This is a genomic window from Streptomyces sp. AHA2 (assembly GCF_036857595.1).
Classification (GTDB): Bacteria; Actinomycetota; Actinomycetes; order Streptomycetales; family Streptomycetaceae; genus Streptomyces.
Genome location: NZ_JAUQWJ010000001.1, coordinates 587459 through 603066 on the forward strand (window position 1 = coordinate 587459; position 15608 = coordinate 603066).

16 protein-coding genes and 2 pseudogenes are annotated in these 15608 nt (G+C 73.5%); 8 read left to right on the forward strand and 10 right to left on the reverse strand.

Annotated features, from left to right (window positions below; genetic code table 11):
• The first annotated feature begins 203 nt into the window (after positions 1-203).
• Positions 204-2456, forward strand: coding sequence for a protein translocase subunit SecD (gene secD / locus Q5694_RS02810; protein ID WP_333930339.1), 2253 nt, complete (start codon positions 204-206; stop codon positions 2454-2456).
• 209 nt (positions 2457-2665) lie between these two features.
• Here the strand turns inward: secD and Q5694_RS02815 are convergent, their stop codons facing one another.
• The gene (locus Q5694_RS02815; protein ID WP_333930340.1) at positions 2666-2995 is read right to left on the reverse strand and encodes a helix-turn-helix transcriptional regulator; all 330 of its coding nucleotides are present in this window, start codon (positions 2993-2995) and stop codon (positions 2666-2668) included.
• Positions 2996-3103: 108 nt separating this feature from the next.
• Here Q5694_RS02815 and Q5694_RS02820 point away from each other — a divergent pair, with 108 nt between their 5' ends.
• Complete coding sequence (locus Q5694_RS02820) at positions 3104-3508, forward strand: STAS domain-containing protein (RefSeq protein WP_333930341.1); 405 nt, start codon at positions 3104-3106, stop codon at positions 3506-3508.
• Positions 3509-3608: 100 nt separating this feature from the next.
• Here the strand turns inward: Q5694_RS02820 and Q5694_RS02825 are convergent, their stop codons facing one another.
• The 5 genes from Q5694_RS02825 to Q5694_RS02845 form a co-directional block, all read right to left on the reverse strand.
• On the reverse strand, positions 3609-4403 hold the full coding sequence (locus tag Q5694_RS02825) for a GAF and ANTAR domain-containing protein (protein ID WP_333930342.1): 795 nt from the start codon (positions 4401-4403) through the stop codon (positions 3609-3611).
• A gap of 196 nt (positions 4404-4599) precedes the next feature.
• Positions 4600-5364 (reverse strand): alpha/beta fold hydrolase, encoded by a 765-nt coding sequence (locus tag Q5694_RS02830; RefSeq protein WP_333930343.1) that lies wholly within the window; start codon positions 5362-5364, stop codon positions 4600-4602.
• Positions 5361-5567 carry a mycothiol transferase gene (locus Q5694_RS02835; protein WP_333930344.1) on the reverse strand — a complete coding sequence of 69 codons (207 nt, stop codon included), beginning with the start codon at positions 5565-5567 and terminating at the stop codon, positions 5361-5363. Before Q5694_RS02835 ends, Q5694_RS02830 begins: the two co-directional genes overlap by 4 nt.
• Before the next feature lie 163 nt (positions 5568-5730).
• Positions 5731-6258 (reverse strand): DUF4232 domain-containing protein, encoded by a 528-nt coding sequence (locus tag Q5694_RS02840; RefSeq protein WP_333930345.1) that lies wholly within the window; start codon positions 6256-6258, stop codon positions 5731-5733.
• Positions 6259-6452: 194 nt separating this feature from the next.
• The gene (locus tag Q5694_RS02845; protein ID WP_443040797.1) at positions 6453-6977 is read right to left on the reverse strand and encodes a MarR family winged helix-turn-helix transcriptional regulator; all 525 of its coding nucleotides are present in this window, start codon (positions 6975-6977) and stop codon (positions 6453-6455) included.
• Between the two features lie 84 nt (positions 6978-7061).
• Here Q5694_RS02845 and Q5694_RS02850 point away from each other — a divergent pair, with 84 nt between their 5' ends.
• Positions 7062-7715 carry a maleylpyruvate isomerase family mycothiol-dependent enzyme gene (locus Q5694_RS02850; RefSeq protein WP_333930346.1) on the forward strand — a complete coding sequence of 218 codons (654 nt, stop codon included), beginning with the start codon at positions 7062-7064 and terminating at the stop codon, positions 7713-7715.
• Between the two features lie 445 nt (positions 7716-8160).
• Positions 8161-8946 (forward strand): DUF899 family protein, encoded by a 786-nt coding sequence (locus Q5694_RS02855; RefSeq protein WP_333930347.1) that lies wholly within the window; start codon positions 8161-8163, stop codon positions 8944-8946.
• A gap of 485 nt (positions 8947-9431) precedes the next feature.
• Here Q5694_RS02855 and Q5694_RS02860 read toward each other — a convergent pair whose 3' ends face one another.
• The 4 genes and pseudogenes from Q5694_RS02860 to Q5694_RS02875 form a co-directional block, all read right to left on the reverse strand.
• On the reverse strand, positions 9432-10817 hold the full coding sequence (locus Q5694_RS02860) for a hypothetical protein (RefSeq protein WP_333930348.1): 1386 nt from the start codon (positions 10815-10817) through the stop codon (positions 9432-9434).
• A gap of 242 nt (positions 10818-11059) precedes the next feature.
• A pseudogene (locus Q5694_RS02865) lies at positions 11060-11519 on the reverse strand (pyridoxamine 5'-phosphate oxidase family protein).
• Positions 11520-11633: 114 nt separating this feature from the next.
• Positions 11634-12178, reverse strand: a pseudogene (locus Q5694_RS02870) (DinB family protein).
• A gap of 72 nt (positions 12179-12250) precedes the next feature.
• Complete coding sequence (locus Q5694_RS02875; protein ID WP_333930350.1) at positions 12251-12640, reverse strand: cupin domain-containing protein; 390 nt, start codon at positions 12638-12640, stop codon at positions 12251-12253.
• Between the two features lie 151 nt (positions 12641-12791).
• On the opposite strand from Q5694_RS02875, the gene Q5694_RS02880 reads away from it, so the two are divergent.
• From Q5694_RS02880 to Q5694_RS02895, 4 genes are all read left to right on the forward strand, one after another.
• Positions 12792-13217 (forward strand): hypothetical protein, encoded by a 426-nt coding sequence (locus Q5694_RS02880; RefSeq protein ID WP_333930351.1) that lies wholly within the window; start codon positions 12792-12794, stop codon positions 13215-13217.
• 76 nt (positions 13218-13293) lie between these two features.
• Entirely contained in the window at positions 13294-14055 is a 762-nt protein-coding gene (locus tag Q5694_RS02885; protein WP_333930352.1) for a ZIP family metal transporter, read from the forward strand.
• 155 nt (positions 14056-14210) lie between these two features.
• The gene (locus Q5694_RS02890; RefSeq protein ID WP_333930353.1) at positions 14211-14504 is read left to right on the forward strand and encodes a hypothetical protein; all 294 of its coding nucleotides are present in this window, start codon (positions 14211-14213) and stop codon (positions 14502-14504) included.
• Positions 14505-14772: 268 nt separating this feature from the next.
• Entirely contained in the window at positions 14773-15336 is a 564-nt protein-coding gene (locus Q5694_RS02895; RefSeq protein WP_333930354.1) for a snapalysin family zinc-dependent metalloprotease, read from the forward strand.
• The last annotated feature ends 272 nt before the right edge of the window (positions 15337-15608 follow it).

Here is a 15608-nt window from a genome sequence, read left to right on the forward strand (position 1 = left end):
CCGTCGCCGGCCGGGCGGCGGCCGCCGCCGTCCTCACGGCTCCGCCGACGGCGACGCGCGCACCGCAGGGGCACCCGCGCACCCTTCACGCCTCCCCCGACCGGGGACGGTCACCTCCGGTGTCCTCCGGCGTCTGAACCCACCCTGTCCTTCACCGCGGCCGCGCCGGCCGCCGCCGCGGTGTGCCCGCCGGAGGCCCCGTCTTGATCCGTTCGTCCCGGGTGAGAGCCCTGCTCGCTCTCGTCGTCATCGCCCTGTCCCTGTACATCACCGTCACCGTGCCGGTCCGCCTCGGTCTGGATCTGCGCGGCGGCACCCAGATCGTCCTGGAGACCCGCTCGACCGACACCGCCGAGGCCGGCCCCGAGGCCACCGACCGCACCCTGGAGGTGCTGCGCGGCCGTGTCGACGCGCTCGGCGTGGCCGAGCCCACCCTGCAGCGCTCCGGCGACCGCCGGATCATCGTCGAGCTGCCCGGTCTGCAGGACCCGAGGAAGGCGGCCGGCGTACTGGGCCGTACCGCACAGCTCACCGTCCACCCCGTGACCGGTCTCGCCGACAGCGCGGCCGAGGGCTCCGGGTCCTCCTCCGAGCAGCCCCGGGAGCGGGTCCTGCCCGACGAGTCGGGCCGGCCGCTCAACCTGGGTCCCGCGGCGCTGACCGGGCAGGACGTCAAAGGGGCCGATGCCCGGTTCGACCAGCAGAGCGGCGCCGGATGGCACGTGACCGTCGACTTCGACGCCTCGGGCCGCGGGAAATGGGGTCGGCTGACCGGCACGGCCGCCTGCCACCCCGCGGGGAATCCCGAACGCCGTGTCGCCATCGTCCTCGACGAGAAGATCATCTCCTCGCCGCAGGTCGACCCGTCGGTGGTGTGCCGGGAGGGCATCACCGGCGGCGCCACACAGATCACCGGGTCCTTCGGCGACGACGAGGCACGCGAACTGGCCCTGCTCATCAGCGGCGGCGCCCTGCCCGTGCCCGTGGAGCTGATCGAGCAGCGCACCGTCGGCCCCACGCTGGGCGCCGAGGCCATCACCGCCAGCACCTGGGCCGCGGTCGCCGGCACCGGCCTGACCGCCCTGTTCATCGTCGCCGTCTACCGGCTCATGGGCGCCCTCGCGGTGCTGGCCCTGGCCGCCTACGGCCTCATCTCCTACGCCGCCCTGGCCGCGCTGGGAGCCACCCTCACGCTGCCGGGCCTGGCCGGGTTCGTGCTGGCCGTCGGCATGGCCGTCGACGCCAACGTGCTCGTCTTCGAGCGCGCCCGCGAGGAGCACGCGCAACACCGCCGGGCCAGCCCCCGCTCCGCCCTCGCCGCCGGTTTCCGCAAGGCGTTCAGCGCCATCGCCGACTCCAACATCACCACCCTCATCGCCGCCGGACTGCTGTTCTTCCTCGCCTCCGGGCCCGTGCGCGGCTTCGGCGTCACGCTGGGCATCGGCGTCCTGGCCTCGATGGTCAGCGCCCTGGTCGTCACACGGGTCCTGGCCGACCACGCGGCGTCCCGCCCGTGGGTGCGCCGCCGCCCTCACGTCACCGGCCTGACCACCGCCGGGCGGGTCAGGAGCCGCCTCGAACGCTCCCGGCCGGAGCTGATGCGCCGCCCGCGCCGCTGGCTTGCGCTGTCCGCCGCCGTCCTGGCCGTCGCCGCCTCCGGCATCGCCGTCCGCGGTGTCGACCTGGGCGTGGAGTTCACCGGCGGACGCCTGGTCGAGTACACCACCACCCGTCCCGTCGACCCCGAGCACGCGCGCGCCGCGCTCGCCGACGCCGGCTTCCCCCGTGCCGTCGTGCAGTCCTCCGGAGACAGCGCCCTGTCCGTGCGCACCGGCGAGCTGACCGATGCGCAGGCGGAGGCGGTGACCCGTACCGTCGGCACGCTCGGCGGCGACACGGAGAAGGTCCGCGACGAGCTGATCGGACCCAGCCTCGGCGAGGAACTGCGCCGCAACGCCCTCGTCGCGCTGGGCGTGGCCCTCGCCGCGCAGCTGCTCTACCTGACCGTCCGCTTCCGCTGGTTGTTCGGCACCGCGGCGGTCGCTGCCCTGGCCCACGACGTCGTCATCCTGGTCGGTGTCTTCGCCTGGCTCGGCAAGCCCCTCGACGGGGTCTTCCTGGCCGCGCTGCTGACCGTGATCGGCTACTCGGTCAACGACTCGGTCGTCGTGTTCGACCGCGTCAGGGAGCTGTGGCGACGCGAGCGCGCAGCCCCCCTGCCCGGCCTGGCCGACCGGGCGATCGTCCAGACCCTGCCGCGCACCGTCAACACCGGCATGGGCGCCGCGCTGATCCTCGCCGCCCTGGCCGTCCTGGGCGGGGACTCCCTCACGGACTTCGCCCTCGCCCTGCTCGTCGGGCTGGCCATCGGCACGTACTCGTCGGTCTTCACCGCCACCCCGCTGGCGATCGAACTGGACCGGTACGCGGCCCGTTCCCGGCCTCCCGGCCGGTGACCGGCGCGCAGGTCCGTCCCTCGCGCCGCGGACGTCAGGGCCTGTCTGACCATTCCCTCCTGCCTCGCGACGCCATGCACGCACTCTCGCCGCACCGGGCGCAGAGCCGAGTACATCCCGTACGACGCCCTACGCCCGGCACGCCGACAGCACGCACCTGACGCCGCGAGCCCGCCCTCCGGGCGACAGCGGGAATCGTCAGACAGGCCTTAGGGGCCGGCCGGCCCGGTGTGGCGGTCGGTCTCGTCCTGGACGAGGAGGGAGAGCAGGGAGGCGACGGGCAGACCGGCTTCGGCGGGGTGGCGCAGCACCTTGCCCGGTTCGACGCGGTAGGTGTTGCTGCGCCCGTCGCGGGTGTGGGAGAGGTACCCGTCGTGTTCGAGGTCGGCGATGATCCGGGAGACGGCCCGTTCGGTGAGGCGGCAGCGGGCGGCGATGTCGCGGATGCGGGCGTGGGGATTGTCGGCGATGGCTGCGAGCACGCGCGCGTGACTGGTGATGAACGTCCATCCGCTGTGGGACCGGGGCACTGCGACCATGACCTGCATCTTAGACGCACGTGGTTGCCTGAACCCCGATACATGACATACTTTTCCGGCAACGGACGACCGCCTCCCGCAGGGGAGAACCACAGAAGGAGCCCGAAGGTGCCGTGGGAAGAGGCCGCCGAGACGGCGCTCGTGAGCAACACCGGCGGAACGCCGCTGTTGCGGCGGCAGACGACCGGGCATCCCGCGCAGGCGGCCTCGGTGCACCAGTACGCCAAGGGCGGGGCCTGGGTCGTCGCCGCGCGCGGCGCCTACGACCTGGACTCGATCCAGCCGCTCGCGGACGCGCTGGCGAGCGCGGTCCGCAACCACCCGACCGTGGTCCTGGACGCCTCCGGCGTGACGTTCGCCGACTCGACGTTGCTGAACCTGCTGATCGTCACGCACCAGGCCGGCGACCTGCGCCTCGTCGCACCGTCGGTCCACCTCCGGCGGCTCTGCGAGATCACCGGGGTCGACCGCCTGCTGGACATCCGCGAGACGCTCGACGCCGCCACCGGGTGAGCCGGGCCGGACCCACGAGAGCACGTGGCGTCCGGTTCAGGCCGCAGCCGTCGCCCGGACGCGTACCCCGATCGCCGCGGCCCGCTCCGACCGGCGGAACCTAGGCCGTGCCCGGCGGGTCGCGCAGCACGTCCGCGGTGATGTCCGCCAGCGACCGGCCGCTGCGGAACGCCTCCGCACGCATCAGGGCCAGCGCGTCCTCCTGGCTCAGTCCCCGCCGGGTCACCAGAGTGGCGACGGCACGCGCGGTGTCGAACCAGTGGGCGCGGACGACCGCCCTCGGCTCCCAGTCCGGGGCCTGCGACCCGGTGACGATCATCTCCCGGGTCGTCATGAGCGCGGCCGTCACCGCGTCGGCCACGTCCGACGCCTGCACCAGGTCCTCCTCGTCGAGCGCGTGAGCCCTCAGGGCCAGCAGGTCGACGGTGCCCAGTACGTAGTCGCCGAAGAAGAGGGGCAGCGCGTACACCGACCCGATGCGCGGCAGCTTCTCGCGCATCAGCGCCCCGAACAGGGGCCAGGGGGTCAGCTCGTGGCGCAGGTCGTGCACGGCGACCGGCTCACCGGTGTGCGCCGCGGTGATGCAGGGGCCCTCCAGCAGCGTGAACTGGAGCTCCTCCAGCTGGAGTGCGGCGTCGTCCGACGCGGCGAGCAGCTGGCGGGACGGGGTGTCGGTGAGCAGTGAGAGAGTGGCGCCGTCCACGCCGAGCCCGTCCCGCACCGCCTCGCACACCCGTCTCGGTACGTCCTCGAGCGAGGCGCTCGCCGCCGCTTCCGCGACCATCCGCGCCGCCTTCACCGCCTCGACCGTCATCGCGCCCCCCGGTGCGCGGGCGTACGGGTGAGCGGGGAAGAACAGGGGGTTCCGCACGAGCGGGTGGCGGCGTCCCGCCATGTCCCCCCGCGGGGTGACGACTGCGGCATGTGTGGAGGAAAGGCCATGGCCGGGAAGTACCCGGCCTGGCCGTGAAGATGCCGCCGGACGTGCGGCGCCCGGTGAGGGAGACGGGGGCCGCGCGATGCCGGCCGGCCGGGTCGCGGCGCCGGCCGTGTCCGCGGCAGGCGGATGCCGAGGGCGGATCGGAAGGGTGTCAGAACGGCTGGTGCCGTGCGCCGTCCAGCACCGCGGCCGTGACGTCCGGACGGCGATGCGGGAACGCGTGCGCCCCCCGCACCATCACGGCCCGCCCCCGGCCGGCCCGCCCGGCCAGGTACCGCACCCACCCGGGCGGGCTGAGGGCGTCGTTCTCGGCCCCGACGACCGTCACCGGGCAGGACACCGCCGGCAGCACCTCCTCGGGGGCGTCCGCCTGACCGGATCGCGCGCAGGTCAGAAGCCGCCGGGGCCCGGCCCTCAGGTAGGACGGCAGCACGGCCGGCACGACGCCGGGGGACTCCTGTACGGCCGTGCGGAGCGCCGCGCCGCACAACGGCCCCATCCGGCGCAGGCGGGGCGGGAACGTCGGCGCCAGCAGGACGAGGGCCCGTACGCGCCCGGGACTGCGCACGGCGGCATGCAGCGCCGCCTGGGCGCCCGTGGAATGTCCGGCCAGCACCACGGGCCGGCCCGGCACCTCCGCCAGCCACCGGGCGACCGTGTCCGCGAGCGCCCCGAGCGTCTCCCCGCAGACGGGCCCGGCGGGATCGCGGAATCCGGGCACGTCCAGCAGCCGCGCCGGCCCCGACCGCGCACAGCGCTCCAGCGTCCGCAACAGATAGCCGGGCGCCCCCAGCCCCGGCACCAGCACCACGGGAGCGCCCCCGGTGTCCAGGCGCGCCGTGCCCATGCTGCGCACCGCGGACGTCCCGGCGCGGTCGCGGGTGACGTACAGAAGCGGCTTCCCGTGCTGCGTCATGATCGACGAGTACCCGGCCCCGGGCGGAGTCGTCCCGTGACGCTCTCGGGATCGGCGGCCGGTCGAGCCGCCGTCGAGGTCCGGAGAGTGCCGGCATGGCCCGCGTGCCGGCCGGTCTCCTCGGTCGCACGGGTGAGCGCCCACCGCACATCGGGGGCGGGTGTCGAAGCCGGGGCCGGCCCGGGGGAGCGGTGCCGCCCCATCGGTGCACCCGTCGACCCGGTCCGGGCGGCGGGTCCCGGCCACGGCCTGCCGCGGTTCCGGCGCACGTTCCCGATCGGTGTGCCGGGTGGCAGGGAGGCACCCCTGCACCCCGGGGGGTGCCGAGACGCCGGGCACCACAGGGGTGCCCGGCGCGGCGCCCCGTCAGGCGGAGAGGGGTACGGCGTCGGCGGGGTCGGCGTGCCAGTTGGTCGCCACGGGTCGGTCGACGGTCACCGTCTCCGGCAGCTTCAGGGTGACGGAGTTCGACTCGTCGCCCAGGACGGAGAGGTGCAGCCGGTCGAACTGCTTGCCGTGCTCGTCGGCGGTGGTCTTCGGGTTGATGCCCGCGTATGCGGCCCGGGACCCGGACAGGGTCACGCCCTCACCGACGGCGTGCTCCGCCGGCCCGACCTCGGTGTCGGCGGAGGAGCCGAAGGAGGCGGAGGGGAAGACGCCCGGCAGGTGGCAGGTGATGCCGGGCCTGGCCTTCGCGATGAGGAGGAGGTGGCCGCCCGCCTGCGTCCCGGACGTGACCCCGAAGGACAGGTCGTCGGTGACGCAGGCCCGCGTGACCGGGCCACGGCTGTCGGCGGCGGCGTGGGCGGCCGCCGTGGCGGCGGCGGTCAGGGCGGCCGCCGTGACGGCGGCGAGGGCGAGGCGGGTGGACGGGGAAGCGAGGCGCGAGCGCATGGCGTGATCTCCAGGTGCGGAAGTGACCGTCCGGCGGGTCGCTCGGACAACCGCAGCGTGGATCGGCATCCGTCCCACGAGCCACTGAACGCGGTCACTTCGGGACGCCGGAACGGTGGAACGCCCGCTGACCGGCGGCGATACCGTGAGCCTGGAACGGTCGGCCGGGACGGAGCCGGTGACGCGGACGCCGTTCAGCCGTTGCCCGGAGCCGGCCGGCGGGCGGGAGCGGCCGCCGGTCCGTGCTGCAACCCGCCACCCGGAACGGCTGCCGGGGCGCGCTGGGCCCACGGGTCCGTGATCTCCCTCAGTGACGTCAGCGCCTCGCGCAACTGCTGCATGCGCCGCTTGCCGAGGTGTTCCTCCCACTCCCTCTCCACCTCGGCGACGACGGCGTCGGCCACCTTCTTCGCCGCCCAGGCCTTCTCCGCGCCGCACACCAGCCGTGCCCGCTTGTCGGTCGGGTCGGGCACGCGGACCACATAGCCCGTCTTCTCCAGCTGGTCGACCAGGAACCCCGCGGTCTGTTTGGTGACCTGCGCCTGCTCGGCCAGCTCGGTGAGGCGGGTGCCCCGCGGGCCGATGCGCTGCAGGACACGCGCCTGGGCGGGCGTGAAGTCGTCGAAGCCGGCCTCGGCCAGGGCGGCGAAGACGCGGCTCTCCAGGGCCCGGTAGGGCAGGAACAGCAGCACGCCCGTATTGAGTTCACCCGCCGCCATCGTCGTCCCACTCCTTGTTTCGCCTTGACACTCGTCAGAGTAGCTGACTACTTTGGTCAGAGAATCTTATCACCTGAGTGGGTGATGATCGTGGGCGCAGCACTGGATGCGGACGAACTCTGGCGCACCGTCGATCAGGAGCGGAGCAGCCTCGCCGACCTGCTGGAGAGCCTCGGCCCCGCGCAGTGGGACACTCCGACGCGGTGCGGGGACTGGCGGGTCCGGGACGTGGCCGCGCACCTGACCGTCGCGGCGCGCTTCTCCACCGGACGGGTGCTCCGGGAGATGCTGCGGGCCCGCGGCAACTGGAACCGGATGATCCACGACTCGGCGGTGCGCGAGGGGAGCCGGCCCGTGGAGCAGACGCTCTCCGACCTGCGCGCGATCGTCGGCTCCCGCCGTCTGGCGCCCACCACCTCGCCCCGGGAGCCGCTCCTCGACCTCCTCGTCCACGGCCAGGACATCGCCCTCGCGGTCGGCCGTACGCGTGACATGCCCCGGGCCGCCGCCCGGGACGCCGCCGACCGGGTCTGGACGATGCGGATCCCGCCCCGCCCGTGGCCTCTGCCGAAGGCCCGGCTCGTCGCCACGGACATCGAGTGGGCGCGCGGGGACGGCCGGGAGATCCGCGGTCCCATCGCCGCGCTGCTCCTGCTGCTCACGGGGCGGCCGGAAGCGGCCGGGGAGTGGGCCGCACGCAACGGCGAGCCGTGGTCGGGAGCCGCAACCGGCCGATGACAGGCCGCCGGTACGATCCGCCGCCCCGAGGTGTGACCCTCGGTGCCATGGGTCGCCCGGTGGCCCGGCCTCGGTGCCATGGGGCACCTGGCGGCATGACGTCGGTCCGACGCCCCCGCCCGGCGGCATGCATCGGTGCGATGGCCCGCCCGGCGCACGGCCCCGGTGCCCTGCCCCGCCCGCCCGGCGGCATTCCCTCGGTCCCGCGGCCCGCCCGGCGGCCCCGCACCGATGCCGTGCCCCGCCGCAGGTTCTCGGTGCCCTGCCCCGTCTCCGGGACGCCGCCACCGCCTTCCCCGGCCGAGGCGGACAGGTGCGGCGAACGCGTCCCCCAGGGCCGATGAACAGCGCCCCGCATCCGAGTCTGTCCTCCTGAACGCCCCGGCCCCGGCCCGGCCCGTCCGTCGTACGGTGCCGGGCGGCCGCAGACCTCACGGAGGACACCATGACGACCACACCCGACGACCCGGCCGCCGAGCTGCTCCCCGGCCGTCCGCCCGTCGTCGACCTGGACACCTGGCGCGCCGCGCGGGACGAACTCCTGGTCCGCGAGAAGGCCCACACGCGTGAGGGCGACGCCATCGCCGCCGCCCGGCGCAGGCTGCCGATGGTGGAGTTCGACGGGACGGTTGAGGTCGTCGGCCCCGACGGCCCGGTGCCCTTCCTCGATCTGTTCCAGGGCCGCGACGAACTCGTCGTGTACAAGCACATGTGGTACGACGGTGCGCCTCACCAGGGGCAGTGCGAAGGCTGCACCACCACCGCCTGGCACCTCGAGGACGCCGTCTACCTCAACGCCCGAGGCGTCTCGTTCGCCGTCCTGACCTCGGGTGCCTGGGACGAGGTGGCCGCCTATGCGGAGTTCATGGGCTACACCCAGCCCTGGTACTCCGCGCGCGGCACGGACGCACCGGTCGGCGGCGAGATGGGCCACCTCACCTGCTTCCTGCGACACGGTCACCGCGCGTTCCTGACGTACTCCACGACGGGCCGGGGCAACGAGCGGGTCAACGGATCCCTCGGCCTGCTGGACATGACGCCCTACGGGCGAGGCGAGAGGTGGGAGGACACGCCGGACGGCTGGCCCGAGGGACGTGACGCGTGCTGGTCCTGGCGTACGGACGCGGAAGGCAGGGCCACGTGGGGGCCGACCAGTCGCCCCGTGCCCCAGTGGACCCGCCCCGGCGCGACTCCGGTGGAGACCCTGGGCCGTCACGGCCCCCACCACTGACACCCGTCCGCCCACTCCCTCAGACGCAACCGGTGTCCCTGATCGACGCGCCCCTGGAGCGATGACGGCCGCGGACCAGGAGAACCCGCCCGGCACGCATCGAGCGCGTGGCGGAGGCGGCCGAACAGGACACGGGCCCGCGCCGTGCCTGATACCCCCGGTCGGGCACCGGCACGGGGACGGCGACCGGTTCTCGCGCTGCCCGGACTTCGGCCAGGCGGGGTGGGCGACCTGCCCCGGCCGGAGTCCCACCGGGTGCGTACGCGCGCAGGGTGCTCCCGGTGGGACCAGGGCCTGTCCGACGATTCCCTCCTGCCTCGCGACGCCATGCACGCACTCTCGCCGCACCGGGCGCAGAGCCGAGTACATCCCGTACGACGCTCCACGCCCGGCACGCCGACAGCACGCACCTGACGCCGCGAGGCCGCCCTCCGGGCGACGGCGGGAATGGTCAGACAGGCCCTCGCCCTGCCCGGCCGAGCGGCTCAGGGCGCGATGCCCACCGAGGGCAGCCGGCTCCACTTCTTCTCCTGCCGGGCGGTCAGGGCCGGCCAGCTCAGGCCACCGGGGCGGGGGTTGACCCGGGTCGCGTACGGCCGGGGAACGAAGGACGGCTCGTAGAAGCAGCCGGTGCCGTAGCGAGCGTCGTGCCCGGGGCATGCGGCCGCGATCGAGCCCGGTGTGGGTTTCACGCCGGTGCGGACCCATGTGTCCAGTGCCGCGATGGAGTTGGCGTACTCGGACGAGCTCAGGCCGCTGTGCTCGTGCTCGTCGGTGAAGGTCTGCACGAGGTTCCGGTCTCGCCCGGCACCGCGCAGACTGGCCCGGTAGGCGGCCTCGTGCTCCACGAACGCCGTCGGGTCGTCGATCGCGTGCAGCGTCAGGACGGGGATCGACACCCTGCCGGTGAGGTCGCTGTCGTAGGAGAGGTCCCGTACCGCGGTCGGGTCCGCCGAGAAGCGCTCGACGCCCGCGTTGAGGGCCGCGTCGTCGTGGGAGCCGGAGTAGACGACTCCCTTGTTGGAGAAGGGATTCCGTCCGCCCAGCCGGTTGTGCACGATGTCCCGGAACGTGAAGGTGGCGAACCTCAGATGAGACTCCAGCGTCCGCTCCGGGATGCCGGTGACGGCGAGGATGTCGTCGAGGTTGCGCTGCTGCAGCGCGGTGCGGTCCTCCGGCGGTGAGGAGAACCCGGTGCACTCCTGGAGCCGTGCACGCAGACCGGACGAGGTCATCGTCGAACCCGCGCGCAGCCCCGTCCACAACGGATACTGCGTCTCGTCCGGCCGCGGGTGGTTGCGGCAGTAGTACTGGTAGACCACACGCAGGTCCACTCGGTAGTCGTATCCGCGCGAACCGCCACCGAGGACACCGTTGGTGAGCAACGCGCCGTCGTAGGGTCCGTGCTTCTTCGAGCCGTACAGTTCGACGGCTTTCGCGGCGACGTTGCCGCCCCACGACTGTCCGTGGAGGTAGGTCCGTTCGGGCCGGCGGAAGGTGGAGACGAAGAGCCGGCGCAGGCTTTCCGTGTCGGCTGCCGCCATCCTCGTTCCGTAACCACCGCGACGGTACGAGGAACCGGCCCAGGCGTACCCCTGCTCCACCATGACCGACCAGCGTTCGAGGTCCCCGATGCTGCGCTCGGGGTCGGACCCCTCGCCGAGGTCCGGCCCACCGTGGGCGTGCATGACCAGGGAGCCGTTCCACTTGTCGGGCACGGCGATCGCGTAGTAGGCGCCCTCCGCGCTCCGCCCGGTGTAACAGGTCGCCGTACCGGCCAGGTCGGCGGGACAGGTTGCCGGGGTCGGTCCGTCGGAAGCGGCGGCGGGTGCGGAGAGCCCGGGAACGACGAGCACGGCGACGAGAGCCATTCCCAGCGCACCGCTCACGGCTCCGCCCCGAGGGGCAGGGAGAACCGCCCGTATACGTCTGGCCCAGTCCACCTTCGACGGCATGCTCATCAGGCGCTCCCCTCATCTCACCGGACGCGTCCTTCGCGCGGCGGGCCCGATGCTAGGTGTGCCGGACAAGCAACTGAACGCCCCATCGATTGATTTCATATTGTTCGGGGGACGATGGCCGGGCGAAGGACGCGCTGCTCATCGGCAACGCGCTACTCGACCCAGGCCCCGTCGCGCATGACGGGCCTGCCGCGCAGTTCCGGCTCGCCCTGCCAGGCACGCACGCTCTCCGGCACCACGCGCACGTACGCAGGGGAGTCCTCCTCCGTACGCGGGTCCCATCCGAACTCGGCGGCGAAGCGCTCCGCCACGTCCCCGGGCACCTCCCGGGCCGGGAGGCACTCGGCTTCCCCCTGCACCGGGGCAACGTCGAACGTGTCCGGGCAACGCCAGCCGCACACGGGGTCGCTCACGGAGGTTGCGCACCGTCGCGGACGAGGCACCGGTGCCCATCCACACGGCCCGCCCGTCCCGTAGGAACCACAACGGGACTTGGTGCGGCCCGTGATCAGGATGCGCCGTCGCCACCCACACATCGCACTCGGCAACGAGCCGCTCCACCGTGTCGCGCCTACGCTCCGCTGCCGGGCGGCGCACCCCCGTGCTCCCCATGAGCGCCGACCTCAGCGAACGGACTCCCGACACACATGAGGCGTGGGACCTAAACCCCGGGACCGATGGCAGCACGGCAGGCAGCCTGCCCCCTGAGGACGACCCGCTGGCGGTTCAGACGCCGATCGCCCCGTCGATGCGTTCCGCAGCAGGTCCGCGTGACCGTTGTGGCGGGCGTACTCCTCGACCATGGGGAGCAGGACCCAGCGCAGTGACACCGTTCCGCGCCAGGCGTCCTCGCCCTCCACGTCGAGGTGCGGCGCCCGGTCGGTGAACCGCTCGGCGAAGTCCACCTCGGTCCGCCAGGCCGCCCAGGCGGCCTCGATCACCTGCGGGTCGCCCGTCGCGCCGTCGAAATCCCCGTCGGGATCGGTGACGGACGAGAAGCGCAGCGGGGCGTCCTGCCCGGCCAGGACCTGCCGGAACCAGCGGCGTTCGACATCGGCCAGGTGCCGGACCAGCCCCAGGAGCGAGAGCGTGGACGGCTCCACCGAGCGCACGGCCAACTCGGCTGCCAGACCTGAGCACTTGACTTCCAGAGTTGCCCGCTGGGCACCCAGCATGTCGACGAGCATGCGCCGCTCGTCCCCCGTCGTCGGGCCCCCGAACCGGCTCCCGTCGTCGCCGAACAGCTCACCTCGTCCGGTGCGGACGCTCACGTCGTCCCCCTCCTGCGCCGCCCTGTGCGTGCCTCGCCGCCCCGGAGTACGCCGCGTCCCGACCGGTCCGCGTCAGCGTCGGCCGATCCGCATGCCCGGACGCCGTCGGTGCACCGTCACGTACGCCATGCCGTTCGCGCCCGCCGTCAGGCTGCGCACGCTGCCGTGGGGGAGCCAGACGAGACTGCCCGGTTCCAGCGCCTGCGGCCGCTCCGCCGGACCGAGAGTGCCCTCACCCGCGACCACCAGCAGCAGTACGTCGAGGTCCGGCTCGGCGTGGGCGTCGATGTGCCCGTGGGGCGGGATGCGCACGAGGTTGGCGTCGAGCTGCCGTCCCGGCTCGGCCAGTCGCCACAGCGCCCCGGTCGACTCCGAGCCCGCCTCGGCGATCGACACGGTGTTGCCCAGAATCCGCGGCTGGGGAACGCCGTGAGTGCCGGGACGCTCCTCCGGGTCAGCCATGGATCGACCTTCTGTGCGCTGTACGCCCTGCCCTGGACGGATGCAGCAATCTAGCATCGTGCCGCCCGCCCGTGACCTGCGGCCACGTGGGCGGGACCCGGCCTCGTGGATCCCTTGCCCGATCCCCGTCCGCGCAACGAGAGGAACGCACATGGATGCCGCGTCCGCAGCCACGGCGGCAGTCGCCTTCGTCTGGCTCGGGATGGTGCTGGCGATCTCCTTCCTGGAGGCGCCGCTGAAGTTCAGGGCGCCCGGCGTGACCCTGCCCCTGGGTCTCGGTATCGGCCGGCTGGTGTTCCGGGCGCTCAACCGGGTGGAGCTGCTGCTGGCCGCCACCGTGGCCGCCACGGTGTTCGCGGGTGACGTCCGCGCCGCCGTGATGGCGCCGGCCGCTGTCGCACTGGCGCTGCTGGCCGTGCAGCTGCTGCTCATCCGGCCAAGCCTGAACCGCCGTTCCGATCGCGTCCTTGCCGGTGAGGACCTGCCGCGCTCCCACGCCCACGTCTTCTACATCGCGGCGGAGGTGGTCAAGGTCCTCGCCCTCCTCGCCCTGGGCATCCGTGGCCTCATGAACTGATCGAACGGTTGCCGGACGGTCCGGTTCCCACCCTCCCCGGCGTGCCGATCACGCTGCGGTGGGTACACGGGCCGGCATGTCCGAGGTGATACAAGCAGGCGGCTGGGGGTTGCTCGCGGGCAGCGCGCTCCTGGTGGGAGCGGTGATCGGCTACGGCGTACGCGTGCCGCAGCGGGTCATCGCGCTGGTGATGGCGTTCGGCGCGGGCGTGCTCCTGTCCGCCGTCTCCTTCGAGCTGGTCGGTGAGGCGTACGAGCAGGGCGGGCTGGGCCCCGCGGCGGTCGGGACGCTCGGCGGTGCCGTGGCGTACACGGCGGGCAACCTGTGGCTCGCGCGCCGCGGAGCCCGCCACCGCAAGCGCTCGGGCCACCACGCCGTGCAGGCACAGCCGTCCGAGCAGCAACAGAGCGGTTCCGGTCTCGCCCTCGCCCTCGGCGCGCTGCTGGACGGCGTGCCCGAGTCGGCGGTGATCGGCGTGAGTCTGCTGGACGGCGGCGCGGTCAGTCTCGTGACGGTCGCCGCCGTGTTCATCAGCAACATCCCCGAGGGCCTGTCCAGCTCGGCCGGCATGAGGAAGGCCGGGCGCGGCAAGGGGTACGTCTTCGCCGTGTGGGGCGCGATCGCGGCCGCGAGCACGGTCTCCGCGATCCTCGGCTACGCCGTCCTGGGCGGCTTCTCGGACACGGTGATCGCGGGAGTGACCGCGGTGGCCGCCGGGGCGATCCTCGCGATGATCGCCGACACGATGATCCCCGAGGCCTTCGAGGAGGCTCACCTGGCGATCGGGCTGGTGACGGTCGGCGGCTTCCTCGTCTCCTTCGCGCTGTCCCATGCCTGACGCCTGCGTCAGTGCGGTCCAACCGGCCTGCCGACCGCCGTCGTTCGCCCGCCGAGCCGGCGTGTTCGAGGGCACGGGCGGAGGGCCGGCGGGCTTCTGGGTCACGAGTTGGCCATGGGACGTTGGACCGCGGGATTCGGGGTACCAGCGTCGGCATGGCACCGGAAACTGATCACGCTGAGTCCGTACGAGCCCTGCGGCAGCTGCGCAAGATCCGCATGTTCTACGCCGCGGGCGCGGCCCTGTGGGCCGTGTCGGCCGCCTCGTCGGCATGGGACGAGCCGGGAGGGCGCCAGATGTGGGTGTCGCTGGTGTTCCTGGTGGTCTTCGCCGCCCTGCTGTTCATGTCGTCCCTGTGGCTGCGGCGCCAGCAGGCCGACGGTTCCGGCGAGGCCGTTCATCACGCCGCCCCCCGGCGGACGGCCCTGGGCCGGCACGCCAACGCCTGACCGCCGCGGCACGACCCGTCGGAATCGGCGGTCGGCCCGTCCTGAGCGCCGCACAGGCGACACCGGGAAACGGGCCGGCCGCCGATGCGCGTGATGCGGTCACAAGTCGGCGACCGAGCCGGCGACTTCCCTCGGGGAGGGGCGCCGCGCGATGTGCCGGCCAACCCAGGCTCCCACTGATTGACGGATTGATGTCCCGTACGGGTGGGCAGGGGAGGGCCGAGAATGTCATGAGCACGACTGCCCTTCCCCCACGAGGAGGTCGATCATGCACGTCCGCATGCTGACGGGCGGCGTCGCCGCCGCCTGTCTGGTGTCCCTGTCGCTGACGGGCGGACAGGCCGTCGCCGCCGCCCCCGCGACGAACGCCGCCCCGCAGGCAGCCAGGGTCCTCACCTACGATGCCAGCGGTTCGGCGGAGTTCAAGAGCGCCGTCGACCGGGGCGCGGCGATCTGGAACGAGAGCGTCGACTCCGTCGAACTGCGTCCGGTGGCATCCGGGCAACGGGCGAACATCCGGGTCCTCGCCGACAACGGCTGGCCCCGCGCACTGCCCGCCGGCCTGGGCAGCGGCACCGTCTACATCGGACGGCAGGCCGTCAACCAGGGCTACAACACCGTCCGCATCTCCTCGCACGAACTCGGGCACATCCTGGGCCTCCCGGACCGCAAGCCCGGCCCCTGTTCGAGTCTGATGTCCGGCTCCACCGCGGGCGTCGCGTGCACGAACCCGTACCCGAACACGGCCGAGAAGGCGGAGGTCGAAGGCAACTTCGGCGGCGCGCTCGCCCAGCGGGCCCAGGCGGTTCGCGCGGGGGTGATCGTGGACTGACGCGGCCGGACCGCACCGGTCCGGGCGCGTCCCGTCCCGGCGGCCGTGTCCCCAGCGCGTCCCGTCCCGGCGGCCGTGTCCCCAGCGCGGGCCGCCGGGATGATCCGCCTCGACGCGCGGGCGGCGGCGGGACCGTAGGGGCGTGCGCCTGCGCTTGCGGCGGCCGACGACACGCCCCCGACCGCCGCGTCGGCGACATGCCCCGTATCGCCGGTCGGCGACGCGCCCCGTATCGCCGGTCGACGACATGCCTCGTACTGCTGCGCGGGCGG